This is a genomic window from Streptomyces sp. NPDC048606, assembly GCF_040650855.1.
Classification (GTDB): domain Bacteria; phylum Actinomycetota; class Actinomycetes; order Streptomycetales; family Streptomycetaceae; genus Streptomyces.
Genome location: NZ_JBEZIB010000013.1, coordinates 72,279 through 95,441, shown reverse-complemented (window position 1 = coordinate 95,441; position 23,163 = coordinate 72,279). Strand labels below are relative to the sequence as shown.

At 73.6% G+C, this 23,163-nt stretch carries 21 protein-coding genes; 12 read left to right on the top strand and 9 right to left on the bottom strand.

What is annotated here, in order from left to right:
• Nucleotides 1–56 precede the first annotated feature (56 nt).
• Nucleotides 57–701, top strand: coding sequence for a TetR family transcriptional regulator C-terminal domain-containing protein (locus AB0D01_RS16705; RefSeq protein WP_363055907.1), 645 nt, complete (start codon nt 57–59; stop codon nt 699–701).
• An 83-nt stretch (nt 702–784) separates the two neighbouring features.
• Here AB0D01_RS16705 and AB0D01_RS16700 read toward each other — a convergent pair whose 3' ends face one another.
• Nucleotides 785–1,261 (bottom strand): hypothetical protein, encoded by a 477-nt coding sequence (locus AB0D01_RS16700; protein ID WP_363055906.1) that lies wholly within the window; start codon nt 1,259–1,261, stop codon nt 785–787.
• Nucleotides 1,262–1,319: 58 nt separating this feature from the next.
• Nucleotides 1,320–1,727: a VOC family protein gene (locus AB0D01_RS16695; protein WP_363055905.1), complete on the bottom strand. Its 408-nt coding sequence runs from the start codon at nt 1,725–1,727 to the stop codon at nt 1,320–1,322.
• 242 nt (nt 1,728–1,969) lie between these two features.
• Here AB0D01_RS16695 and AB0D01_RS16690 point away from each other — a divergent pair, with 242 nt between their 5' ends.
• Nucleotides 1,970–2,785 (top strand): SAM-dependent methyltransferase, encoded by an 816-nt coding sequence (locus AB0D01_RS16690; RefSeq protein ID WP_363055904.1) that lies wholly within the window; start codon nt 1,970–1,972, stop codon nt 2,783–2,785.
• Nucleotides 2,786–2,841: 56 nt separating this feature from the next.
• Here AB0D01_RS16690 and AB0D01_RS16685 read toward each other — a convergent pair whose 3' ends face one another.
• The gene (locus tag AB0D01_RS16685; protein ID WP_363055903.1) at nt 2,842–3,378 is read right to left on the bottom strand and encodes a MarR family transcriptional regulator; all 537 of its coding nucleotides are present in this window, start codon (nt 3,376–3,378) and stop codon (nt 2,842–2,844) included.
• A 169-nt stretch (nt 3,379–3,547) separates the two neighbouring features.
• Here AB0D01_RS16685 and AB0D01_RS16680 point away from each other — a divergent pair, with 169 nt between their 5' ends.
• The 3 genes from AB0D01_RS16680 to AB0D01_RS16670 all read left to right on the top strand — a co-directional run bounded on the left by AB0D01_RS16680 (nt 3,548) and on the right by AB0D01_RS16670 (nt 7,282).
• Nucleotides 3,548–4,699 (top strand): NADH:flavin oxidoreductase, encoded by a 1,152-nt coding sequence (locus AB0D01_RS16680; RefSeq protein WP_363055902.1) that lies wholly within the window; start codon nt 3,548–3,550, stop codon nt 4,697–4,699.
• A gap of 190 nt (nt 4,700–4,889) precedes the next feature.
• On the top strand, nt 4,890–5,669 hold the full coding sequence (locus AB0D01_RS16675) for an SDR family oxidoreductase (RefSeq protein WP_363055901.1): 780 nt from the start codon (nt 4,890–4,892) through the stop codon (nt 5,667–5,669).
• A gap of 152 nt (nt 5,670–5,821) precedes the next feature.
• Nucleotides 5,822–7,282, top strand: a complete 1,461-nt coding sequence (locus tag AB0D01_RS16670) for a glycoside hydrolase (RefSeq protein WP_363055900.1) — start codon at nt 5,822–5,824, stop codon at nt 7,280–7,282.
• Between the two features lie 28 nt (nt 7,283–7,310).
• Here the strand turns inward: AB0D01_RS16670 and AB0D01_RS16665 are convergent, their stop codons facing one another.
• The 3 genes from AB0D01_RS16665 to AB0D01_RS16655 all read right to left on the bottom strand — a co-directional run bounded on the left by AB0D01_RS16665 (nt 7,311) and on the right by AB0D01_RS16655 (nt 10,810).
• On the bottom strand, nt 7,311–8,135 hold the full coding sequence (locus AB0D01_RS16665) for a MerR family transcriptional regulator (RefSeq protein WP_363055899.1): 825 nt from the start codon (nt 8,133–8,135) through the stop codon (nt 7,311–7,313).
• Nucleotides 8,136–8,222: 87 nt separating this feature from the next.
• Nucleotides 8,223–9,578 carry an ankyrin repeat domain-containing protein gene (locus AB0D01_RS16660; RefSeq protein ID WP_363055898.1) on the bottom strand — a complete coding sequence of 452 codons (1,356 nt, stop codon included), beginning with the start codon at nt 9,576–9,578 and terminating at the stop codon, nt 8,223–8,225.
• A 515-nt stretch (nt 9,579–10,093) separates the two neighbouring features.
• Nucleotides 10,094–10,810 carry an NAD(P)-binding domain-containing protein gene (locus AB0D01_RS16655; RefSeq protein WP_363055897.1) on the bottom strand — a complete coding sequence of 239 codons (717 nt, stop codon included), beginning with the start codon at nt 10,808–10,810 and terminating at the stop codon, nt 10,094–10,096.
• Nucleotides 10,811–10,901: 91 nt separating this feature from the next.
• On the opposite strand from AB0D01_RS16655, the gene AB0D01_RS16650 reads away from it, so the two are divergent.
• The 5 genes from AB0D01_RS16650 to AB0D01_RS16630 all read left to right on the top strand — a co-directional run bounded on the left by AB0D01_RS16650 (nt 10,902) and on the right by AB0D01_RS16630 (nt 15,772).
• Complete coding sequence (locus AB0D01_RS16650; protein WP_363055896.1) at nt 10,902–11,882, top strand: WYL domain-containing protein; 981 nt, start codon at nt 10,902–10,904, stop codon at nt 11,880–11,882.
• 184 nt (nt 11,883–12,066) lie between these two features.
• A complete protein-coding gene (locus AB0D01_RS16645) occupies nt 12,067–12,303 on the top strand; it encodes a hypothetical protein (protein WP_363055895.1) in 237 nt (78 codons plus the stop codon).
• Nucleotides 12,304–12,620: 317 nt separating this feature from the next.
• The gene (locus AB0D01_RS16640; protein ID WP_363055894.1) at nt 12,621–13,811 is read left to right on the top strand and encodes a 2-isopropylmalate synthase; all 1,191 of its coding nucleotides are present in this window, start codon (nt 12,621–12,623) and stop codon (nt 13,809–13,811) included.
• On the top strand, nt 13,808–14,533 hold the full coding sequence (locus tag AB0D01_RS16635; RefSeq protein ID WP_363055893.1) for a hypothetical protein: 726 nt from the start codon (nt 13,808–13,810) through the stop codon (nt 14,531–14,533). The genes AB0D01_RS16640 and AB0D01_RS16635 overlap by 4 nt, the downstream gene beginning before the upstream one ends.
• Before the next feature lie 93 nt (nt 14,534–14,626).
• The gene (locus AB0D01_RS16630) at nt 14,627–15,772 is read left to right on the top strand and encodes a polyprenyl synthetase family protein (protein ID WP_363055892.1); all 1,146 of its coding nucleotides are present in this window, start codon (nt 14,627–14,629) and stop codon (nt 15,770–15,772) included.
• On the opposite strand, the gene AB0D01_RS16625 is transcribed toward AB0D01_RS16630, so the two are convergent.
• Both AB0D01_RS16625 and AB0D01_RS16620 read right to left on the bottom strand, forming a co-directional pair.
• The gene (locus AB0D01_RS16625) at nt 15,753–17,519 is read right to left on the bottom strand and encodes an FAD-dependent oxidoreductase (protein WP_363055891.1); all 1,767 of its coding nucleotides are present in this window, start codon (nt 17,517–17,519) and stop codon (nt 15,753–15,755) included. The genes AB0D01_RS16630 and AB0D01_RS16625 overlap by 20 nt on opposite strands.
• A 108-nt stretch (nt 17,520–17,627) precedes the next feature.
• Nucleotides 17,628–18,437 carry a hypothetical protein gene (locus AB0D01_RS16620; protein ID WP_363055890.1) on the bottom strand — a complete coding sequence of 270 codons (810 nt, stop codon included), beginning with the start codon at nt 18,435–18,437 and terminating at the stop codon, nt 17,628–17,630.
• A 188-nt stretch (nt 18,438–18,625) separates the two neighbouring features.
• Between AB0D01_RS16620 and AB0D01_RS16615 the strand changes: the two genes are divergently transcribed.
• Complete coding sequence (locus tag AB0D01_RS16615; RefSeq protein ID WP_363055889.1) at nt 18,626–19,003, top strand: DUF2255 family protein; 378 nt, start codon at nt 18,626–18,628, stop codon at nt 19,001–19,003.
• Here the strand turns inward: AB0D01_RS16615 and AB0D01_RS16610 are convergent.
• The gene (locus AB0D01_RS16610; RefSeq protein ID WP_363055888.1) at nt 18,965–21,631 is read right to left on the bottom strand and encodes a LuxR family transcriptional regulator; all 2,667 of its coding nucleotides are present in this window, start codon (nt 21,629–21,631) and stop codon (nt 18,965–18,967) included. The two genes, AB0D01_RS16615 and AB0D01_RS16610, sit on opposite strands and share 39 nt — an antisense overlap.
• A 207-nt stretch (nt 21,632–21,838) precedes the next feature.
• On the opposite strand from AB0D01_RS16610, the gene AB0D01_RS16605 reads away from it, so the two are divergent.
• The gene (locus AB0D01_RS16605) at nt 21,839–23,161 is read left to right on the top strand and encodes an MFS transporter (RefSeq protein WP_363055887.1); all 1,323 of its coding nucleotides are present in this window, start codon (nt 21,839–21,841) and stop codon (nt 23,159–23,161) included.
• Nucleotides 23,162–23,163 lie beyond the last annotated feature (2 nt).

Sequence of the window (23,163 nt, the reverse complement as noted above, 5' to 3'; positions counted from 1 at the left end):
TTTTTTATCACGCTTGTGATACATCCGTTGTATCACAGCCGTGATAGAAAGGCGTCATGCCCAAGCACGTAGACCCGGAGGCCCGCCGTCGCCACGTCGTCGACGCGTTGTTCCGGGTCGTCGTCCGCGAAGGCCTGCACCGCACCTCGCTGCGGACCGTCGCCGACGAGGCCCGGCTCAACATCGGCTCCCTACGCCACTACTTCGCCGGTCAGCAGGACCTGATGCGGTTCGCGATGCAGTCGATGCTCGATCGGGTCGGCGGTCGACTGCTCGCACACGTCGAGCGGATCGGAGACCTGGGCGACCACCCGCGCCCCGAACAGCTCCGGCTCGTGGCCGGGCTCCTCGCCGAGCTGCTGCCGCTCGACGAAAACCGCCGCGCCGAAGTCACCGTCTTCCTGGACTTCAACACCGCCGCCCGCACCAACCCGTCCTTCGGCGACCTGTCGCTCCAGGCCGCCGAAGGCACGAGAAGTCTGATCCGGCGCGTACTCGGCCGGCTCCACGCGGAAGGCACCCTGCGCGGCGAACTCGACCTCGATCTGGAGACCCAGCGGCTGACGGCGCTCCTGGACGGACTCGGCCTCAGTGCCGTCCTGCACCCGGAAATCCTGTGCGCACGGACCAGTTTCGACGTGCTGCTCACCCACCTGGGCGACCTGTCGAAGCCGGTCGGAACCCCGGACCCGCCCCACTGACGCGGGCGCCCGCCCGTCGGATCGCGCTGCGCGAGCCCCGGGACGCTCGACGTCGCGGCCGCGTGCGAAGCGTCACGGTGCCCTCAGAGGAAGAATCCGGTGACGTGGGTGGACAACCAGACGAGGAACAAGGACACCGCCACCAGCGCTCCCACCGCGATCTGCCCCACCGTGCGCCGCGCGGGATCCGCGCAGAGCACGACCAATGCCGGCGCCGGCGCCATGACCCCCACGTTCAACGCCATGGACGCGGGAAGGTCGTCACGGGAGACACCCGCGAGAACGGCGATGAGGAACCACTGCAACGCGAGCGACGCCGCGACCTTCCCCTTCACAGGCCGCACGCCCAACAGCCACAGCCCGAACGCGAGCACCGGAGCCGAGAGGAACATCCACAGCCCGATGCCCGCGAGCGGGTAGAACGTGAAACACAACGTCACACTGTCCGCGCAGCTCCGCTCGTCCTGCGCGACGGCCCACAGCCACAAGGCGCGCGCCATCCAGCCCGTCACCGCGCCGACCAAGGCGCTGCCCGCCAGAACCCCGTAGATCTTGCTCATGCACCCGAGGCTCGCAGCGCGGACTCCGCGCGTCGTGAGTACGCGTACTCACGAGTACTCACTCCTCGGTGATGTTGACCATCCACGTGATGCCGAACCTGTCCACGCACATGCCGAACTCGTCGCCCCACATCTGCTTCTCCAGCGGTACGGCGACCGTGCCGCCTTCGGACAGCTTCGCCCAGTAGCCGCGCAGCGCGCCGGCGTCGTCGCCGCTGAGGCTGACCGAGATGTTGTTGCCCGGCCGGTGATCCATACCGGGCGGGGTGTCGGCGGCCATCAGGGCGAAGCCGTCGTCCGTTTCGAGCATCCCGTGCATGATCTTGTCGTTGTAGTCGGGCGTCGGGGCGCCGTACTGCTCGTAGGTGTTCAGGGCCAACGTGCCTCCCAGGGCGGCCCGGTAGAACTCCAGGGCCTGTCGGGCGTCACCGGCGAAGCTGATGTACGGGTTGAGACGAGAGCCCACGGGACGCTCCCCTTTCACGGCGGTGTCGGTCCGGGCATCGTAGGGACCCGGGGGCCCGTACGCGGCGATCCGCGGGCCCGTGTCGCCCGGGACGCCTCCGCGGCTGTGGCTGTGGCTGTGGCTGTGGCTCACACGATCGGGTGGATTCGGCCGAACGGCGCTGGGCATTGCCCCATTCGGCCGATTCCCGGCACTACCGTCCGTTGGCCGATCCCTCCGCCCCAGACCGACAGCGAGGCCTCATGTCCCACGCTCCGACCTCCATCGATCCGACGAAGCCCAGCATCGCCAGGGTCTACGACGCCTTCCTGAACGGCAGCGACAACTACGAGGTGGACCGCGAGGTGGTCCGGGGAGTGCGCAAGGCCGCTCCGGAGGCCGCGGACCTGGCCGTGGAGAACCGCGCGTTCCTGATCCGCGTCTGCCGCTTCCTGGCCGCCCGGAGCGGCATCACCCAGTACCTGGACTGCGGTTCGGGCCTGCCGACCGCGGAGAACACCCATCAGGTCGTGCGGCGCGTCCATCCCGAGGCCCGGGTGGTCTACGTGGACAACGACCCCCTGGTCCTGGCCCACAGCCGCGCACTCCTGGAAGGCGACCCGACCGCCGTCTTCGTCGCCGAGGACATCTTCGAGCCGGAGCGACTGCTGGCGAACGAACTCGTACGGTCCCACCTGGACTGGAGCAGGCCGATCGCACTGCTGCACATGGGCACGCTGCACCACTACAACGGCGAGGACGCGCGCACCCGCAAGGACATCGTGCGCGCCTACGTCGACGCCCTTCCGTCCGGCTCCTACGTGGCGCTCAGCCACTTCCTCGACCCGGAGGACGAGTTCAGCGCGACCGCCCGGAAGATGGAGGAGATGTTCCTGCACAGCATGATGGGCAGCGGCACCTTCTCCACCAGGGCCGAGCTGGAGGACCTGTTCAACGGCCTGCCGATGGTCGCTCCGGGCCTGGTGCGGTGCGCCGACTGGCAGCCGGACGCCCCGCACACCGAGCCGCTGAACGCGGCCCGGCGGTGCATCGCGGGCGGTGTCGCCCACAAGCCGTAGCGCGGTGCGTACGTGAGCGCGCGTACGCGAGCGCGTGCGTGATGCCGCCCGGCCGTCTACGGGGCGGGGGGCACGGGGGCACGCGGGGCCGGCGGGCTGCCCGGGAGGGGGGTGTCGTCCTCCTCCGGGCGCGGCCAGTGGCGTCCTTCGAGGGCTTCGGCGCTGCGGTTGAGTCGGCGCAGGGCGGTCTCCAGCTCGCACACCTCCTCGGGGGACCAGTCGGCGATCACTCCGGCGAGGCAGGACCGGTTGATCTCCCGGTCTTCGGCGAGGCGACGCCCCCCTTCGGCGGTGATGCACAGCTTGCGCGCCATTCCGCCGTCCGGGTCCGGGACGCGCTCGGCGAGCCCGGAGCGCAGCAGGGCGGCCGTCTGGCGGTTCACGGTCGAGGTGTCGAGGCCGAAGGCCTCCGCCAGCTGGCCGATGGACATGGGGCCCTGGGTGTCGATGCGACTCAGCAGCAGGTACGCCGACCGTTCCAGGCGGTCGGGGTCGCGTTCGCGTCGGGCGAGCACCTGGTGGCGTGAGAGCAGCATCAGCTCCCGCTCCAGTTTCTCCAGCACCGCGCCTCCCCGATCGTTTCGACGCTCCATTATCGCGGACCGCCGCTCCGGGGTGGGCGGAGCCCGGGTGGGGCGGGTCCGCGCGCCGGCCGGACGGCGGGACGACCGGCCCACCCCGCAATATGCATGATACATATCGTGTGTACTATGCACTTCCCGTTGCCATCGCGGCGGGCCGGCCTCGACCCGAAGGACCGCCATGACCGTCATCCCGTCCGCCACCGTGTCCACCACGGCCGCCACCTCCCGCGCGGCCGAGATCCTGTCCCGACCCGTCGCGCTGAACGGCCTGACCGTCCCCAACCGCATCGCGATGGCGCCGATGACGCGCATGTTCTCCCCCGGCGGCGTTCCCGGTGAGGACGTACGGGAGTACTACGCGAGCCGGGCGGCCTCGGGGGTGGGCCTGATCGTCACCGAGGGCACCTACATCGGCCACGACTCCGCCGGGCAGAGCGACCGCGTGCCCCGGTTCCATGGCGAGGAGCAGCTGGCCGGGTGGGAGCGGGTCGCCGCCTCCGTGCACGAGGCGGGCGGCACGATCGTGCCCCAGCTGTGGCACATCGGCATGGTGCGCAGCCAGGGCGAGCCGCCGTACGCCGACGCCCCGGCCATCGGCCCCTCCGGCATCCGCGTGGACGGCACCGAGGGAACGGGCAGGGCGATGACCCGCACCGACCTCGACGCCGTCATCGAGGCCTTCGCCGAGGCCGCCGCGCAGGCGCAGCGGATCGGCTTCGACGGCGTGGAGCTGCACGGCGCCCACGGCTACCTGCTCGACCAGTTCCTGTGGGAGCGGACCAACCGGCGCACCGACGCCTACGGCGGCAGCGCGGTGGACCGTACGAAGTTCGCCGCCGAGGTCGTGGCCGCCGTGCGCGAGCGCGTCCGGGCCGACTTCCCGGTGATCTTCCGCTACTCGCAGTGGAAGCAGGAGGCCTACGACGGGCGCCTCGCGCAGTCCCCGCAGGAGCTGGAGGCGATACTCGCCCCGCTGGTGGCGGCGGGCGTCGACGTGTTTCACGCCTCCACCCGCCGCTACTGGATCCCCGAGTTCGAGGGCTCGGACCTGAACCTGGCGGGCTGGACGAAGAAGCTCACCGGTCGGCCCACCATCACCGTCGGATCGGTCGGCCTCGACGGCGACTTCCTCCGCGCCTTCGCCGGCGAGGGCGCCTCCCTCGGCGACATCGACAACCTCCTGGACCGCATGGAGCGCGAGGAGTTCGACATGGTCGCCGTCGGCCGGGCCCTGCTCCAGGACCCCCGGTGGGCGGCGAAGGTCCTCACCGACCGCTTCGACGAACTGAAGCCGTACGACCCGGCGGCGCTGGGGTCGCTCAGCCGGTAGCCACCGTCTGCCGACAGGCCGCAGGCCGGGGAGCGCAGTCGAAGCCGAGGCCCCCGGCGCCCGCCCGCCCGGCACGTCTTCGCGCCACGTGGCCGGCCGATCGTGCCCTGTCGGCCCGGGGCCCGGCTCCGGCAGGGTGGGAGTCCGGGAACCGGACCGATCAACGGGAGGTCCGGAGGAAGGGGCGACCATGGGGGAGCTGGACGGCAGGACCGCACTGGTGACGGGCGGCTCGCGCGGGATCGGGCGGGCGGTCGCCCTGCGGCTCGCCGCCGAGGGAGCGCTCGTCGCGGTCCACTACGGCGCCGACGACGCGGCCGCCGCGCGGACCGTGGCGCGGATCACCGAGGCCGGCGGGCGGGCGTTCGCGATACGGGCCCGGTTCGGCGAGAGCGGTGCGGTGGACCGGCTGTTCGAGGAGCTCACCGCCGGGCTGGCGGAGCACGGCGCGGACGGCCTGGACGTTCTGGTCAACAACGCGGGCATCCACTCGGTGAGTTCGATCGGGCAGCTCACCGAGGAGGAGTTCGCGCGGCTCCTGGCGGTCAACGTGAGCACGCCGGTCTTCGTCGTCCAGCGGGCGCTGCCGCTGCTGCGGGACGGCGGGCGGATCGTCAACATGGGCTCGGCGGCCACCCGGATCGCGGACGCCGGCCAGATCGGCTACACCGTCACCAAGGCGGCGTTGGCGGCTCTCGCCCCCTCGCTCGCCAACGAGCTGGGCCGCCGCGGGATCACCGTTAACACGGTCGAACCCGGGGTGGTGATGACCGACATGATCGCCCCCTACGCCTCCGTCCCCGAGGCGGTGACCGTGCTGGAGTCGATCACCGCGCTCGGCAGGATCGGCGAGCCGGAGGACATCGCGGAGGTGGTCGGATTCCTGGCGGGCCCGCGGGGGCGCTGGATCACGGGCCAGACCATCGACGTCTCCGGCGGCACCTACCTGGGCCCGATCTCGGCCGGGTGACCGGCCCGCCGCACGTGTGGGGGCGGCCGGCTGCCGCACGGCACCGCCATAATGATCTTGATCTGCGCTGCGCAGTTCCGCGCGTCGAGATCCGAGCGCGCGGATGACCTGTCGGGGGTAAACGAATGGAACGTCGTACGGTTCTACGCGGGTTGGCGGCTCTGCCGGTCGGGACGGCTGCCGTCCTCTCCGGTGCCGGCACGGCCCGGGCGGACTTCTCCACCACGGTGAACCCCTCGGTCGACTGGGGCACGTGGGAGGGGTGGGGCACCTCGTTGGCCTGGTGGGCCAACGAACTGGGCCCCCGCGAGGATCTCGCCGACGTACTGTTCAGCCGCAAGACCGTCGAGTTCCGCGGGCAGTCGCTGCCCGGCCTGGGGATGAACGTGGTCCGCTACAACGCCGGCGCCTCGGGGACGAACAGCATCGGCGGCAGGACGATGCGGCCCGCCCCGACGCTGGACGGCTTCAAGCAGATCGAGGGCTATCAGCTCGACTGGCAGTCGGCCGACCCGTCGTCGGCGAGCTGGAACTGGTACGCCGACGCGAACCAGCGCGACATGATGTGGCTGGCCCGGGACCGGGGCGCCGACACGTTCGAGCTCTTCAGCAACTCGCCGATGTGGTGGATGCTGAAGAACGACGACCCGCGCGGGGCCGCGGACCCGCTGACGTGCAACCTGCAGGACCAGAACTTCGGCCGGCACGCGGCGTACCTGGCGACGGTGGCGCGGTACGCGCGCGACCACTGGGGCATCGACTTCGCCTCCGTCCAGCCGGTGAACGAGCCCGGGGCCAGTTGGGGCGGCTACCCGGCGGGTTTCATCGGCGGGCAGGAAGGCTGCCACTACGACCGGCGCCGCCTGGCCGAGATCACCCGGCTGACCCGCGCCCAGCTCGACGCCCGCGGACTGCGGTCGACGATGGTCGCGGGCCTCGACGACTGGGGCGTCGGCAGCGCCGTCCACCACTGGAAGAACAACGCCGACTTCGACGCCGCCACCCGCGCGGCCGTGGGGCGCGTGAACGTCCACGGCTACGAGTTCGACGGCGACCGCGCCGCGCTGCACCGCGCCGTCGCGGCGGACGGCAAGAACATCTGGATGTCCGAGTACGGCGACGGGGACACCAGCGGCCTGCAGCTGGCCCGCAACCTCCACCTCGACCTCCGTTGGCTGCATCCGACGGCGTGGGTCATCTGGCAGATCCTCGACTGGGAGAACTACGGGGCGATCACCCTCACCAACGGGGTCATCGGCGCCGTCAACCCGAAGTACTTCGTCCTGGCCCACTACATGCGCCACATCCGCCCCGGCATGAAGATCATCGACGCCGGCCATCCCGACGCCGTCGCCGCCTACGACCCCGCCCGGCGCACCCTCGTCATCGTCGCCGTGAACCACGCGGGCGGTCAGTGGATCGACTTCGACCTCTCCAGGTTCGCCAGGCCCGGACAGGACGGCGCCGTCATCGACCGATGGGCCACCGGAACGGATGCCGGCGGCGAACGCTACCGACACCACACGGACACCCTGCTGCGCGGCAACCGGTTCTGGTCCTACTTCAACGCCCGGACCGTGCAGACCTTCGAGATCTCCGACGTGCACCTCTAGCGGACCGGGCAGGACGTGAGCGCCCCGGTCAGCCGGCGAGCGGAACGGCGATGTCGCAGGCCGGGTCGGTCGGGGCGATCTCGGACCACTCCGCGAAGTAGATCTCGCGGGGGGCCGCCGACGGCGTGCGCGACTCGCCCTCGGCCCAGGCGTACACCGCGTCGTACGCGGAGAGGATCTGCGGATAGGCCACCTGCGCCTTGGTGATGCGGGTGTACGCCTCGACGTGGGCCGGCTCGACGCGGGTGGCCACCAGGATCCCGTCCGCCCGCGCCGGGTCCACCGGGACGCAGATCTCCACGGGACCGTCGCTGTCCTCGGTCACCTCCCCGTGATAGACGACGAACGGGTGGCCGAAGAACCCCCCGTGCGCCTCGGCCACCGGGGCCAGTCGGTCCAGCGCCGCGGTGATCCAGTCGGGGAGCTCCTCCGGGGTGATGTGCCGCTGCTCCGTGAGGACGAGCTGGTCCGGCACCTCGCGCTGCTGAATCTCGTACATGTCCAGGTTTCCTTCTTCTCCGAGCAGATGGATGTGGAGGTGCGCCGCCAGCTCCCGTTGCGCCGCGACGCGACTCTCCACGCCGTCCCAGTACGCGGCCACCAGTCGGGCCGCCTCCGGTGCCGGGGCGGCGAGAACCTCGCCGACCTCGGCCAGGGGCATGTCCAACCCGCGCAGCCGCACGATCAGCCGGGCGGCGCCGAGCCGGCCCTCGCGGTAGTAGCGGTAGCCGGTCACGGGATCGACGTGGTCGGGCGGCAACAGGCCGTGGCGGTCGTAGAGCCGCAGGGCCTTTTGCGACAGGCGCGCCCGACGGGCGAACACCCCGATGCCCAGCAGTTCCTCTTCCTCCATGCCCACCACACTCCGGTCTCCCCCAGGGTCAAAGTCAACCCGCCGATTCTCCCGCAGCAGCCGACCCCGCCCCGTCGGCCGTCGCGGTCAGCCCCGCAGGTGTGGCGGCAGCGCCACCCAGCGGTGCGGGGTGCGCAAGCCTCGCACCGCGGGGCCGCCGCCGACGCGCAACCCCGCCGCGGCGCACGCGTAGGCCAGGGCCTCGGCCCCGGCGGGGAAGGATCGCCCGCGCTGCCAGAACCGGAACCTCCAGTAGGCGGCCGGATCCGAGGCGACGCGCAGCATGCCGATCTCCTCGGACCTGACGACGGCCCCATCGACCGCCAAGGTGCCGAACGTCCCGCCCTTGGGGTTGAAATACACCCCGTACGCGCTGGTTCCCCGCGAGATCGCCGCGAGCAGCGCGCCATCGCGCGGCATGGACGCGTCCTGCGTGATCAGGCAGCCCCCCGGACTGCCGTCCACGCCGCGCACGCTGACGTGGTGCAGGGCCTCGTCGTGGTCCGACCCGTCGAAGGGCGGGGAGCCGTCGCGATCCACCGGCGGGCACTTCGCGGGATCGGCGCCCAGCCGCCGGATCAACTCGTCCTCGTCGACGCCCTTCACGAAGCCGATGCCGAGCCCCTCGGTCCACAAGGACCGGTCCGCGAAGGCCGCGATGAGCGTGTCCGCCTCCGCCTGCTCGGCGACCTCTTCGGGAGACAGCTCGACCGCTCCCGGCAGGGCACGGACGAGCGGCGCGAGCGGCGTCGTGAGCAGCAGCCGTCCCGGCGACCACGGACCGGACTGCGGGGTCCACACGTCCGCGTCGGCGCCGATCAGGGTGCGGATCGTGGTCTCGTCCATGCGGTGGACGGCGTACCACAGGGGCGTGTGCCCCTCGCCGTCGCGAACGTCGGCCTCCGCCCCGGAGGAGAGGAGCGCCCTCACCGACTCCGTGCCGCCCGCCTGCGTCGCGAGGTGCAGCGGAACGGTACCGTCACCGGCCGGTGCGACGCCCGCGCCGGGCGGCGCGCCCGACCCCAGTCGTGTCCGGACGAGGTCCGCGTCCGCCCAGTCCCCGTACGACATGCCCTCCCAGTCGGCCCGCGGCACGTAACGCTGCCGGGCCTTCTCCGCACGGCGGAGCCTCTCGCGCTGGTCCCGCGTCGGCGCGGGCGCGAGGAACCCCGGTGGTCCGCTTCGCTCGGCGATCCAGAAGCCGCCCGACACCGCGCCCGCAGCCGGTCGCTCCAGCACCGGCCAGACCTCGAACACCCGGCCCGAAGCGGCGCGCAGGGCGGCTGCGTCGACCGGGGTGTGCGTCTCGGGTACGTCCTCGTCCGGCCACTCCACCACCAGTCGGACGTTCCCCGGCGGCGGGAGCTCCCGCAGGTACAGGTCCACGTCCGTCCTGAACAGGGACCGGCGGGCCTGGTGGAGGCCCGGGTCCAGAGGGATCAACCCGATCGCCTGGGGAATCGGCGGCTCGCCCGGCCGCCCGCTCCGGTGGACGATGCCGTCCAGCGAAGTCACCCGCCGCCCGTCGGAGAACGACAACCCCACCCTCAGCCCGGACTGCCGACCAGTGGGCGCGTCCTCGCGGCGGACGTTGCGGAAGACCGAGAGGTGCAACGTGACCGACCCCGGCCACACGGACCAACCCGTCAGAATCACCCGCGTCTCCGGCCCGGAGCCGACCACTTCGCTCCGGGGTAACCGCGCGGGCACGAACCGGTCGACCGGCGGCTCGTACGGCTCTTCCCGCGCCGTTTCCCGCCTCTCCTGGTCCTCGTCTTCCGACGACGGCCGCAAGTAGATCAAGGCAGCGCGTTCGAGGGCCGGTTCATCGGCAATCGCAAGATCATCAAAGAATCCCATCCGCCCACCGTCGCACGCGTCACTGACACTCCCGAGGGACGACTGCGGCGGCAGCCGGTGGTCCGTGCCTGACCGGGTGACCCTCCTGGCGGGGCTCCCTACTCGCCTCGGACGACTTTGATGCCGAAGTGGGTGCCGAAGCCGAGGGCGAAGCCGATGGCGGAGTGCATGTGGGCGTACATCTCCATGCCGCGGGCGGCGACCAGGGGGCCGAGGTCGAGGACGTCGCGCCAGCCGTAGGCCGTCAGCAGGTCGGTGGCCTGCCGCTTGGCGTCGGCGTGCTCGCCCGCGATGAACATGGTGTGGTCACCGCCGCCGATGGCGCCGGGGTCGACCACGGTGGTCTGCTCCTGGGTGACGAACGCCTTGACGACCTTGGTGTCGGGCAGGGCGCGTTGGATCTGCTCGGCGAGGCTGTCGCCGTCGCACGGATCGAGCGTGGGCATCACGCCCCACGGGGTGGGCCACGGGTGCTCGATGTCGGGGTCGTAGACGTAGGGCACCGCGTAGTCGATGAGCGTCTTGCCCCGCAGTCGTCCGGCGATCGCCGTGAGGGCGGTCACCGCGTTGCGGCCGTCGATGCCGTTGATGACCAGCTCGCAGCGGTCGGCGGCGTCGGCGAAGGTGTGCAGCTCGATGTCCGGGTGCCCGGCGAGCCACGGGCCGAACGGCGGCGTTCCGAACACGTCCGGTTCGGTGCGGGCGAGCGTGGCGTTCACGTCGCGCGTGCCGACGTGGACCTCGTGGCCCAGGTCGGCGAGCTTGGCGATGTGGGCGCGGGCGCCGCCGCCGGTACCCAGTACAGCGATTTTCATGTGAACCTCCCGTTTTGTTCGTGACGACGGTTCTCACGGTAGGAGGGCTTCAGGACAGCTGATGTCCTTTGACACGGGCACAGTGGACGTCATGACCACCGACATGACCGGCCGCGCGTTGCGGCTGCTGGCGCTGCTGCAGACCCGCCGCGAGTGGTCGGGCGCCGACCTGGCGCGACGCCTCTCGGTCACCGTGCGCACCGTCCGCCGCGACGTCGATCGGCTCCGCGGCCTCGGGTACGTGATCGACAGCGCTCGCGGGCACACCGGCGGCTACCGGCTGGCCGCCGGTTCGGACGTGCCGCCCCTGGTCCTCGACGACGAGGAGGCCGTGGCCATCGCCGTGTCCCTGCACACCTCGGCCGGCGGGCTGACCGGGATCGAGGAGACCGCGTTGCGCGCCCTGGCCAAGCTGCAACAGGTCATGCCGCGCCGCCTGCGCGGCCGGGTGGCCGCGCTGGAGACCTCGCTCGCCGGGATCACCTGGGACACGTCCGGCCCACGGGCCGACCCGGTCCTGTTGGCCGCGCTCGCGGTCGCCTGCCGCGGCCACGAGATCCTCACCTTCGACTACACCGCCCGAGACGGCGCCGGCACCTCCCGCCGGGTCGAGCCGCACCACCTGGTCGCCTCGGGTGGCCTGTGGTACCTGCTGGCCCACGACACGAACAAGGCCGATTGGCGGATCTTCCGCCTGGACCGCATCGCCGATCCCGTCCAAACCGGCCGGCGCGCCGCACCGCGCGAGATCCCCGGCGGCGATGCCGCCGCGTTCGTCGCCCGCAGGATCTCGGCCGCGCCCACCCGCTACCGGGCCGTCGCCCTCGTCCGGGCCGGCGCCGACGACGTCCGCGCCCGCAACCGCGGACTGGGCACCCGCGTCCGGCGCCTCGACGGGAACTCCTGCCGGGTCGACGCCTCCGACGACGACCTGTCCCGCATCGCCCGGACGCTGGCCGGGCTCGACGTCGACTACGCCCTCGACGCCGACCCCGCCGTCCTCGACCACCTGAGCGCCACCGCCCACCGGATGCTGCGCGCCGCGGCGGCCCCGGAGCCACCCCGCCCCTGAGGATCCCGAACGCAGGACAGGCGTTCATCCGGCCAGGGGGCCGATGGCAGGACGCGGGAGGGGTGGGAGCCGCGGTTTCGTGGAGGCGTCGGTGCAGAACAGACGTAGACCCCCCAACCCCCTGGGGTCCGCCACACCACGGTGCGGCACCGATGGACCCCGTCGTCCTGGAGGACCTCACATCATGCGTGTTTCCCGTGCCCTCGCCACCGCGACCCTGACCCTGGCCGCTCTCGGCATCGCCGGTACCGCCTCGATCGCCTCGGCCACGCCCGCCACCACCCCCCGCGTACCGTCCGTGTCGACGGACGCCACAGGAGGCCCCGGGGGCAAGCCGGAGATCCGCGCCGCGGCGACCTCGTACGGCGGCCACCAGGTCCTGGCCTTCGCCCAGGACGGCCGCGACCACTTCCACCCGTAGTACGCGGCGCCGCCCCCACGACGTCCGACGACGTGATGTGCCCCTCCCGTAGCGGAGGGGCACCCTCGCGTGTGGTGGCGCACCGCAGCACGGTGAGGGCCTTCCGGTCGGCGACCGCGTGCGAACGCACATATCCCAGGCGTCCGAGTAAAACCCCGGGCATGCCCGACTCATCGCCCGAACGGGTGATGGCGCAGGCCCGGGACGACCACGGGGCGCCCGCCCGGGAGAACGTTTCCCCACCAGGCGGTCGGCGGGCGGAAGGGAAGTGGCGCGGAGTGGATGCGGTGCGGGAGTCGGCCCGAAGGGGACGGGTCGTGTTCTGGGAGGAGTCCGCGCGGGACGGCGCCCAGGCCAAGACGCTCATGCGGGCGGACCTCCGAGTGCGACTGGCCCGCGAGACGGGGCGGATCTTCGGCGCCGACGGCCCGCGGCACGTCGTGTTCGCGGCGGGCTTCCCGGCGGTGTGCGCCGAGGAGTTCGAGGCCGTGCGGCAGGTCGCGGTGGAGGCCGAGGGCGCGGTGAGCGTGGCCGCGGTGTGCCGTGGCGTGGACCGCGACGTGGAGCAGGCCGTGGCCTCGGTGCGCGGCAGCCGCGACGCGCGGGTGATGGTGGTGGTCCCGGCTTCGGACGCGATGGCGGGGGTGATGGTCCATCGCGGCGCCGCGCAGGCCCTCGAAGCCGCCGCCGACCTGGTCAAACGGGCACGCGATCGGGACGAGACCCTGGCCGTGGACGTGTGTCTGGCCGACGCCTCGCGCGCCGACGCCGCGCTCGTGGCCCATCACGCCCAGGCCCTCACCGAGGCCGGTGCGGGCCTGGTCATCCTGGCCGACACGGTCGGATCGCAACTCCCCCGGGCCTGCCACGACATGTTCGCCCGCGTCCGGGCGGCGTGCGGCCCGGAGGTGGTGCTCGCCTCCCACCTGCACAACGACCTCGGGCTCGGCCTGGCCAACACCCTCCAGGCGCTGGCGGCCGGGGTGCGGGTGGTGTCGAGTTCCTGGCTCGGCATCGCCGAGCGGGCCGGGATGGTCGCCACCGAGCAACTGCTCTTCCTCCTCGCCCGGCACGGTGAGGAGCTGCTCGGAGCGGATGCCGCACCGTGGTGGACGGCCCCCGTCCTGACCCGGCTGCCCGGCATCGCGCGCATGGTGGCCGACGAGACGGGCGCGCCCCTGGGCGTCACCACGCCGATCGTCGGTACGGGTGTCGGCACCATCTCCACCGGCACCCCTTTCGTCCACCCCGAGTTGTTCCAGCCGTACGACCCCCGCGAGGTGCTGGGGGTCGAACCGCGCGTGGTCCTCACCCAGCTCGCCAACGCCCGCGTCGTCAGCGCCGTCGCCGCCCGCCTCGGCCACACCCTCGATCCGGAGCGGACGCGCGCCGCCATGGACTGGGCCAAGACCCGCGCCTACCGCTCCGGAGAAGCCGTGACCGACGACGCCGTCTTCGCCGCGTACCTCGAAGGCCTCACCCGGACCGACGTCGCAGGCGCCCGGTGAACGCCGCCGCGGGCGGACCGGGCCGCGCACCGGCGAACCTGGCCGAGGCCCGCCGGGCGCTGCGCCACGGCGGCGCGGTCGTGCTGCCCAATCCCGCGCCCCTCACGCACGTCGTCACCGCGACCACCGCGACCGCCGTCAACCGGGCCAAACGCCGGCCGACCGAGCAGCCCGTCGCCCTGTGGGCCCATCACCCCGGGACGCTCGACACCCTCACCGACCTGTGGGACCTGGCACCGCACCACCGTGGGACGGTCCTGCGCCTGCTGGCCGAGGAACACCTCACCGTCCTCCTGCCGCTGCACGCGCGCGGGACCCGCCCCTCCTGGCTGGAGCCGGCGGTGAAGGACGGATGGATGCTGCTGTTCGGCGCCCGCCCGCGACCGCTGCGCCCGCTGCTGGACGACCATCCGGTGCTGTACGTCAGCAGCGCCAACCGCACCGGGCACCCACCCGCCGGGGACACCGACAGCGCCCTCGCGATGTTCCCGCCCACCGTGCCGGTCCTGCACCTGGCGGATCCCGAGCCCGCGCCCCGACAGGCCGGTACGCGGGAACGGCGGGCGACGACCACCGTCCGCGTGACGCCCGACGGAGGGCTGCGTCTGCACCGTCACGGCGCCCAGGACCACCCCTACCCGCACCCCGACGACTACCTACGGCACCTGCGCGCCCGATACGTCGAGCCGACACCCACGGGAGGCGCGGCGGCTTCTCGGTAGCCTCGTACCGCCGGCGGTACCTGCCGCGGGCCGAACCGAGTCGACCCGAGTCGACCGGAGTCGACCCGACCCGCCGACGCTTCCGGAGTACGCGTGCACCTCTCCCCCACCGACACCTCTCTTGAGGTCGGCGGTCTCCTCGCCGAGGCCCGGCGCCGTACGGACGCCGTCATCGCTCCGTTGCTGGAACGGGTGGACCCGGCCTCGGCGCGGGTGCTGGCCTACCAGTGGGGCGGGCGGGACGCGGAGGGCAGGGTGGTCGCCGAGGACGGGCGAGGCAGGGGCAAGGCCGTACGAGCGGCGCTCGTGTTCGCCGCCGCCCGGGCGACCGGCAACCCCCTCGACGGCGACAGCGGCGGCGAAGGGGATGGCGCCGGGAGCGCCCTCCTGCGGGCCGGGGCCGCCGCCGTGGAGCTGCTCCACACGCTCTCCCTCATGCACGACGACGTGATGGACGGGGACGAGCTGCGCCGGGGGCGCCCCGCGGCCTGGCGCGTCTTCGGACCCGGCGCCGTGGAGGACGCCGTCGCGGCCCTCACCCCTCACGCCCTCGACCTGGTGTTCACCGCCACGGGTGAGGACGCCGGCGCCGATGCCGGCGCGGGCCCGTCGGTGCCCGACCTCGGCGTGCTGCGCGCGGCCTCGCGCTCCGCCGGCCTGCTCGGGGAGGCACTCGTACGGCTGCTCCAGGGGCAGGCCCTGGACCTCGCGCTGGAGGACGAGGCGTGCCCCGAGGTCACCGCCACCCTTCGCGTGCACGCCGACAAGACCGCGTCGCTGTTCGCCTGCGCCTGCGCGTTGGGGGCGGCCTCGGGCACCGCCGATGACCTCGCCGCCTTCGGGGAACACCTCGGCACGGCCTTCCAGATCGTCGATGACCTCCTGGGCGTCTGGGGCGACCCGACCGTGACCGGCAAACCGGTCGGCGCGGATCTGACGGCCCGCAAGAAGTCCCACCCGGTGGCCGTGGCCCTGTCCTCGGATCCGGCCCGGGCGGACCCGGCGGTCTCCCGTCGGCTGCGCGAGCTGTACGCGCTGTCCGGGCCGTGGACGCCCGCGCAGCAGGAAGAGGTGCGGCGGCTCGTCGACCTCAGCGGGGCGCGGGCCGTCTCCCGCGCGGTGGCCCGGGCCCACGAGCGGGCGGCGCTCGCCGCTCTCGCCCGTGTGTGCCCGCCGTCGCGGGCGGCCGGGGCCGATCTGAGGGCCTTGGCCGCGTTCGTCACCGGTCGCGCGTACTGATCCGGGGCGTCGGGGCGGATCGGCCGGCCGCTTCGCGGCTGCGGAGCCAGGGGGCCGGGAGGTCGAAGGCGTTGGGGAGGCCCGCCGCGTGCAACGTGTCGTCCAGGCTGTGGAGTCGGGCGAGTTCGGCGGGCTGCGGGCGGCCGCGCACGACGCAGTCGGGGGCCCGCGTACCGGCCGTCGCGAGGAGGGCGTTGACGGCGGCCTTGGCGCTCTGGTCGGCGGCCTCCATGGTGGCGAGGTTGAGGTCGACGTCGACGTGGTCGCCGGCCTGGAAGAGGTTGGGCACCTTGCCGGCGGGGCGGGGGCGCCACCGTCGGGAGCCGGCCGTGCTGATCAGCAGCGGCTCCGTGTTGCGGGCGAGCTCCCCGCTCTTCGCGGGCCGGCGGATCGCGGGGTCCGTGAAGCAGGAGTGCACCAGGCCCGGGGACAACAGCTCCCGTCCGTCGCGGCGCAGCGAGTCCGTCAGCTGGTGCCAGACCTCCCGGATGACCTCCTCCCGGGTGCACGCGCGGGCCGGTTTGCCGGTCAGCGGGCCCGGTACGTCCCACGCCGAGACGTCGACCGAGAGGCAGTCGCGCGCGGTCCCGTCGCCGTACCGGTCGGGGAAGTCGACGTCGGACCAGAACTGGGCCTGGGCGATGGAGGTGAGGGCCCAGGGCGAGTCCACGTGGATGACGTGCCCGCGCACCAGCGGGGTCGGCTCGCGCAGGAAGAACTGGACGCCGGACATCCAGTCCGTCTCCAAGCGGTCGATGTCGGTCAGGGACTCGTCGAGTTCGCACACCTCCGGGCCGAGTGTCCGTACGGCGGCCTCGGCGGGGACCGCGCACACGAACCAGTCGGCCTCGATCTCGCGCAGGGCTCCGGAGGGGGTGCGGACGGCGGCGGCCCGTACCGCGCCGCGCGCCGTCAGCAGTCGGGTGACCCGGTGTCCGACGAGGAACCGGACGCCGAGTCCGAGCAGGTGGTGCGCCCAGGGGCCGATCCAGGCCTCCGTCGTCGGCGCGTCCAGGACGCGGTCCGCCTCGGCGTGGTCGGCTCCGCCGAGGAGGCCGGACCAGAACTCCATCTGGGTGCGGCCGATGGACTCCACACTGGCCACCTCGGCCTTGGCCGCGACCAGGGTGCGCGTCGGGCCGATGACGCACAGGCGCCGGTACTCCTCCGAGGCGGTGGCCCCTGCGGCGAAGTCCCACCAGGAGGTGTTCTCGAACTCGTCTTCGTGCCTGGCCCGGCCGCTGGTGGCGAACACGAGGAGCCGGTTGGCGAAGTAGGCGCTCTCCTCGGGCGAGAGGCCCGGGGTCCGCGCCAGCAGCCGGCCCACGGCCCGCAGGGTCGCCTCGACGTCGCGGGTGCCGGGGCCGCCGGAGATGTCCACGACCACCCCGTCGCGCCCCCGGTCGCGTGCGTAGAGCACCTCGGAGGTGGCCACCAGCCGGTCCGCCACGGTACGGCCGGTCGGGCCGGCGCCGGGGGACGGGATCCGCGCCATCGTCTCCGTGACGTTGCGGTAGAACCCGGGGAAGAAGCGGAACCCGTGCTCCCCGGGGAGGTCACGGCGCCCGTCGCGGCCGGTGCCGGGCACGGGGATGCTGCGGGCCTTGCCGCCCAGGGCCCGGGCTTCGACGACCGTCACGGCGAACCCGCGTTCGGCCAGTTCCATCGCCGCCGTGAGGCCGGCCGGACCGCCTCCGATCACGACCACCCGCCGCCCGGTCGGCGATCCCGCTCGCGTCGTCCCCATGCCCGTCCCCCGCTTCCGTGCCGTCGCGGCACGGAAGCCCCGGGCGCGCCGGACGCAAGATCATCACATCCGTGCGGTCGGACACCACCGGGAGGGGGCGGGCGAGGCCTAGAGCGGTGTGGTGAGCTGCCAGGGGCCCCAGCCACCGCCCGGCGCCGATTGGCGGACCTCCCACGTGCGGTCCCTGTTCCACTCCCGCGCCACCACGCGCAGCCTGCCGTCGGGCAGTTGTTCCACCAGGCCGGGTTGGCCCAGTCCGACGCCCGCTTCCGGTACCTGGCCCAGGGACTGCTTCGGGCCCCAGCCGGTGCCCGCGTCCTGCTGGTGGCGCAGTTCCATCGCGCCGGCGCCGTAGCTCCCGGAGGCGAAGGCGTCGATGCTGCCGTCGCGCTCCTTGAACAGCACGACTCCGCCGTGGTAGGGCGTCGGCGCGAGACCGAAGCCCTCCGCGAGGCTCCAGCCGCCCGCGCCGGCGTCGTCCTGCACCGTGCGGCAGAAGGAACCGTAGGTGGAGAAGAGCAGTTCCAGCCTGCCCGCCGAGTTCTCGATCGCCGCGATGGCCTGGCTCTTCGGGCCCACGGTGGCCGCGCTCACCCGCTGCCACCCCCCGTACGCGCCGCCCGGTGCGTGCTGCTCGCGATGCCAGACGAAGGGCAGGCCCCTGGTCGCGGTGGCGTCGTAGAAGAGCTGGAGCTGCGCGATCCGGCCGTCCGCCCGTTCCACGGAGAGCAGGGTGCCCGCCACCGGCGAGGTCGCCAGCCCTGCGGCTCCCGTGTCCGTCGCGCACACGGGCGAGGCGGCCCGCGCCACCGTCGAGGGGGCCAGCGCCACCCCGGTGCACACCAGCGCCATCGCGACCGCGCCGCGCGCCCCCGCCCGGACCCAGCGGTCCCGCAACCGTCCCCCGCGTGTTCCCATTCGGCTCCCCGTCCTCCCGACCGGCCCGTGCGGGCCGCACGCCCATCCTCCCGAGGCGGGGCGGTTCGCGCCGGCCCGCGGATTCGGCCACGCACCGCGTCACCGCGTCCGGATCGGGCCCCCGGCGGCGCCCACCTAGGTGATGACCACCGACGCGTAGGGGGCGCCCGCGCCGCCAGGGTGGCCCCATGGGAAGTGACGTGGATCGTACGGAGATCGTGTTGTGGGTACGGGACGGCGCCGGGCGGTGGTCGGGCCGGACGGTCTGGGTGGTGGTGCTCGACGGGGAGGCGTACGTGCGCTCCGCGTTCGGGCGGCGCAGTGCCTGGTACCGACGGGTCCTGCGGCGGGCCGAGACGCAGGTGGAGGCGTCGGCCGGGGTGCGGCTGGGGGTCGTGCTGCGGCCGGTGACGGATCCGGCCCTCGTCGAGCGGGTGTCCGGGGCCTACCGGGCCAAGTACGGGCTGCACTGGCCCGGTCCGGTGGAGTCGATGAACGGGGCCGAGGCGGCGGCCACCACCCTGTGCCTAACGGAGGTCGGGAAGGTCGCGCAGTTGCCTGCGTGAGGTGAGTCCGAGCTTGCGGAAGATGTTGCGCAGGTGGGCGTCGACGGTGCGGGGGCTGAGGAAGAGTTTGGCCGCCACTTCCTTGGAGGTTGCTCCGTCGGCGACCAGGCGGGCGATGTGCACCTCCTGCAGCGTCAGTTGGTCCGAGGCCTTCGAGGTGCGGCTGCGCGCCTGCTCGCCGGTGGCGCGCAGTTCGCCGGCGGCGCGTTCGGCGAACGCCTCGACGCCGAGGTCGGACAGCGCTTCGTGCGCCCGGCGCAGTGCGGTGCGGGCGTCGCGCCGCCGGCCCTGGCGGCGCAGCCATTCCCCGTACAGCAGGTGGGCCCTGGCGCGGTAGACGGTCAGGGTGCCGCCCTCCAGGAGGTCGACGGCTTCCCGGTAGTCGTTCTCGTCCTCGGTCACCAGGGCGCGGGCGTAGGCCTCGACGCCCAGGCCCCAGGCGTGCCGGCCCGCGCGGGTGCGTTCCCGCAGGGCGGCCAGCGCCGCCGCCGCGGTCTCGGGTTCGCCGCAGCGTACGGCCGCCTCGACCAACTCGGGCAGGACGAGGCCGGCGGTGCCGACGGCGCCGTGCTCGACGGCCAGTCGGGCGGCCCGCAGCGCGGTCGGGTAGTCGGCCAGGCCGTTGCCGAGCACGGCCGTCGCCCACTGGACGCTCAGGCTCATCCGCTGGTCCACGGACGCGAACAGGTCGAGGGCCTCCTGGCGTCGGCCGCGCAGCGCGGCCAGGTGGAGGCGCGGGTAGACGAGGGGGGCGGCGCCGGTGGCGTCGGCGATCGCCTCTTCCTCGGAGATCAGCTCGGTCGCGGTGCCGAGGTCGCCCCGGTGCACGGTCGTGGTGGCCCGCATGGCCAGTCCGATGGGCAGGGCATGGAAGGAGCCCGAGCGGCGGCCGGCGGCGACGGTACGGGCGGCGATCGCGTCCATGGTGTCGAAGTTCCAGAACTCGGCGGCCAGCAGGTAGCCCAGCGACGGGCGGGCGGCCCAGACCTCGTCGTCGGGGTCGTCGATGACGGGCCCGAGGATCTCTCCGGCCGTCCGGTGGTCCTGGCCCGCCAGGGCGATCACGCCGGTCAGGAGCCTGCTCGCGGAGGTCGCCGGCCCGTCCGGCTCCGGGGCCTCGCGGGCGGCTTCCGCCACCCGGTCGAGGTCGCCGAGGAGGACGCCCATCTCGATGGCGTCCAGGTGGCACTCCCGCGACCGGGCGGGGTCGCCGGCCGCCAGCCGGCCGGCGGCGCGCAGCAGGTGGGCGGTGGGGCCCTCGTCGCCCCGGCGGCGGACGAACGACAGCTTGCCGCGCAGCAGGTCGGCGCCGGCGGCCCGGCCGGGATCGTCGCCGCTCACGGTGGTCAGCAGTTCGGCCGCCGCGTCGAACTCGCCGGCCGCGAGCTTGGCCCGGGCGGCGGCAAGGGCGCGGTCGGCCCGCCGGTCGGGGTCGGCGGTGAGGGCCGCCGCGCGGTCGAGGAAGGCCGCCGCGGCGGCGAGGCCGCCGCGTTCCCGGGCTCGGGTGGCGGAGGTTTCGAGCGCGGCGGCGACCTGCTCGTCGGGGCCGGCGGCGGCCTGGGCGCGGTGCCAGGCCAGTCGGTCGGGGTCGGCGATCGGGTCGGTGGCGGCGGCGAGTGCCTCGTGGGCCCGGCGTCGGTCCTGCGGTGCGGCGGCCCGGTAGGCGGCGGAGCGGGCGAGGGGGTGGCTGAAGCGGATGCGGGTGCCGAAGTCGACGAGGGGGACGGTGCCCGCCACGGCGGGGTCGATGCGGAGCAGTTCGGCCGCGCGCCACAGCAGGCCGGGGTCCCCGATCGGGTCGGCGGCGGCGACGGTGACCAGGAGGCGGGCGGGCGGTGCGAGGAGCTCCAGGCGGGAGCGGAAGCTCTGCTCGATCACGGCGGGCACCGAGTCGGGCTGCGCGAACCCGCCCGCCATTCCGGCGAGGCCGGCGGTCCGGGGCAGCTCCACCAGGGCGAGGGGGTTGCCGCGTGATTCGGCCAGGATCCGGTCGCGTACCCGCTCGTCCAGGGGTGCGCGGACCGCCGTGGCCAGCAGCGCGCGGGCGTCCGCTTCGCCGAGTCCGGTCAGGTGGTGGGTGGGCATCCCGGCGAGTTCGGGCAGGGTGTTCGCCTCGCGGGCGGCGAAGACGAGGGCGATGGGCTCGGCCGCGACGCGGCGGGCCAGGAAGGCGAGCGCCTTGGCGGACTCCCGGTCCAGCCACTGTGCGTCGTCGACGACGCACAGGAGGGGGCGTTCGGCCGCCGTCTCGGTGAGCAGGCCCAGGGATCCGACGCCGACGAGGAAGGGGTCGGGGGTGCCGGTGTCGAGGCCGAAGGCGACCTGGAGCGCGGTGCGGTGCGGTGCGGGCAGGTCCGTCAGCCGGCCGGTGGTCGGCGCCAGCAGTTGGTGCAGTGCGGCGAAGGGCAGTTCGCTCTCGAACTCGGCGCCGGACGCCCGCATGACGAGGAATCCGTTCGCCGCGCGGTGCAGGTGGTCCAGCAGCGCGCTCTTGCCGATGCCCGGCTCACCCCGCAGGAGCAGGGCGCCGCCCCGGCCCTCGCGGGCCGCGTCGAGCAGCGCTTCGAGCCGGCGTGTCTCGTCCTGTCGACCGATCAGTACGTCGGCGTACGTGTGCGTTGCGGGCATGATCGCCAACCTATGCGGTGGTGCGCGCCAGGGGAATCCGGGAACGGCCTGTTCCGCTCCTGCCCTCCCCTCCGGGCGGGCCCGGGGCGAGCCCGAGGCGGGCCCGGGGCGGGCACCGGGCGCGCGGGCGACACCTACGGCGCCCGCGTCGCCTATAGGTGATGACCACCGACGCGAGCGGGGGGCGCCCGCCGCGAGGGTTGAGCCATGAACCGCACCGCACCGCAACCGACCGGCACCGACCCGGCGCCGCGGACCGCCACCGGATGGACACCGCTGGTCGTCCTGGCCACGGCCCAGTTCCTCGTCGTACTGAGCGCCTCGATCGTGAACGTCGCCCTCCCCCGTATCCGGGCCGGGCTCGAACTGTCCGACACGGCCCAGGCCTGGACGGTCAACGCCTACGTCCTCGCCTTCGGCGCCCTGCTGTTGGCCGGTGGGCGGGCGGGCGACGTGTACGGGTTGCGCCGGGTGTTCCTCACCGGCGTCGGGCTGTTCGCCGCCTCCTCCCTCGGGGCGGCGCTGGCGCCCACGGCGACGACGCTGATCGTCAGCCGGGCGGTGCAGGGCGTCGGCGCGGCGCTGCTGGCGCCCACGGCGCTGGCCCTCGTCCTGACGCTCCATCCGGGCGGCAGGGCGCGCGGCACCGCCCTCGGGGTGTGGGGCGCGGTCTCCGGGGCCGGCGGGGCGGCCGGTGTCCTGCTGGGCGGGGTGCTGACGAGCCTGTACGGGTGGCGTGCGGTGTTCGTGGTGATGGTGCCGCTCGCCCTGGCCGTCCTGGTGGCGACGTGGCGGCTCGTCGGAGCCGACCGGCCGCGCGGCGGAAGCCTGGACTTGCCGGGTGCGGTGACGGTGACGGCGGGGCTGGTCGCCCTCACCTACGGGCTGTCGGGCCCCTGGGTGATCGCCGTGGCCGGACTGGTGCTGCTCGGGGTGTTCGTTGTGCTCCAGCGCCGGGCTCCCGAGCCGCTGTTGCCGGCGCGCATGAAGGTGGTGGCGCTGCCCGGTGTGCTGATGGCGCTGTTGGGCGCGGTCTGGCTCGGCCTGTTCTACTTCCTGCCGCTCTACCAGCAACGCGTCCTCGGCTACACGCCGTTGGAGGCGGGGCTGACCCAGCTGCCCCTCGCGATCGTGATCAGCCTTGCCTCGTGGGCCACCGGGCGGCTGTCCGGCCGCGCGGTCCTGCCGGCGGGGCTGGCTGTCCTCGCGGTCGGTCTGGCCTGGCTGTCGCGGACGCCGGCCGACGGCAGCTTCCCCGTGGACCTGCTCGGGCCCACGCTCCTGATCGGCGCCGGGCTCGGGGTGGCCTTCGTACGGCTCACCGCGCTGTCCTCGGCGGGCGTCGCCGCCTCCGACAACGGCCTGGCCGGCGGTCTGGTCAACGCCACCCGGCAGATCGGCGGCGCCGTCGGACTGTCCTTCCTGACCCTGCTCCCCTCCATCGGCTCGGCCTTCCTGGCCTGCGCCGCCCTGACCCTCGTGATCTCCCTCCTGTCCGCCCTCCCGGCGCGGTCCACCCGAAAGGCCTGACC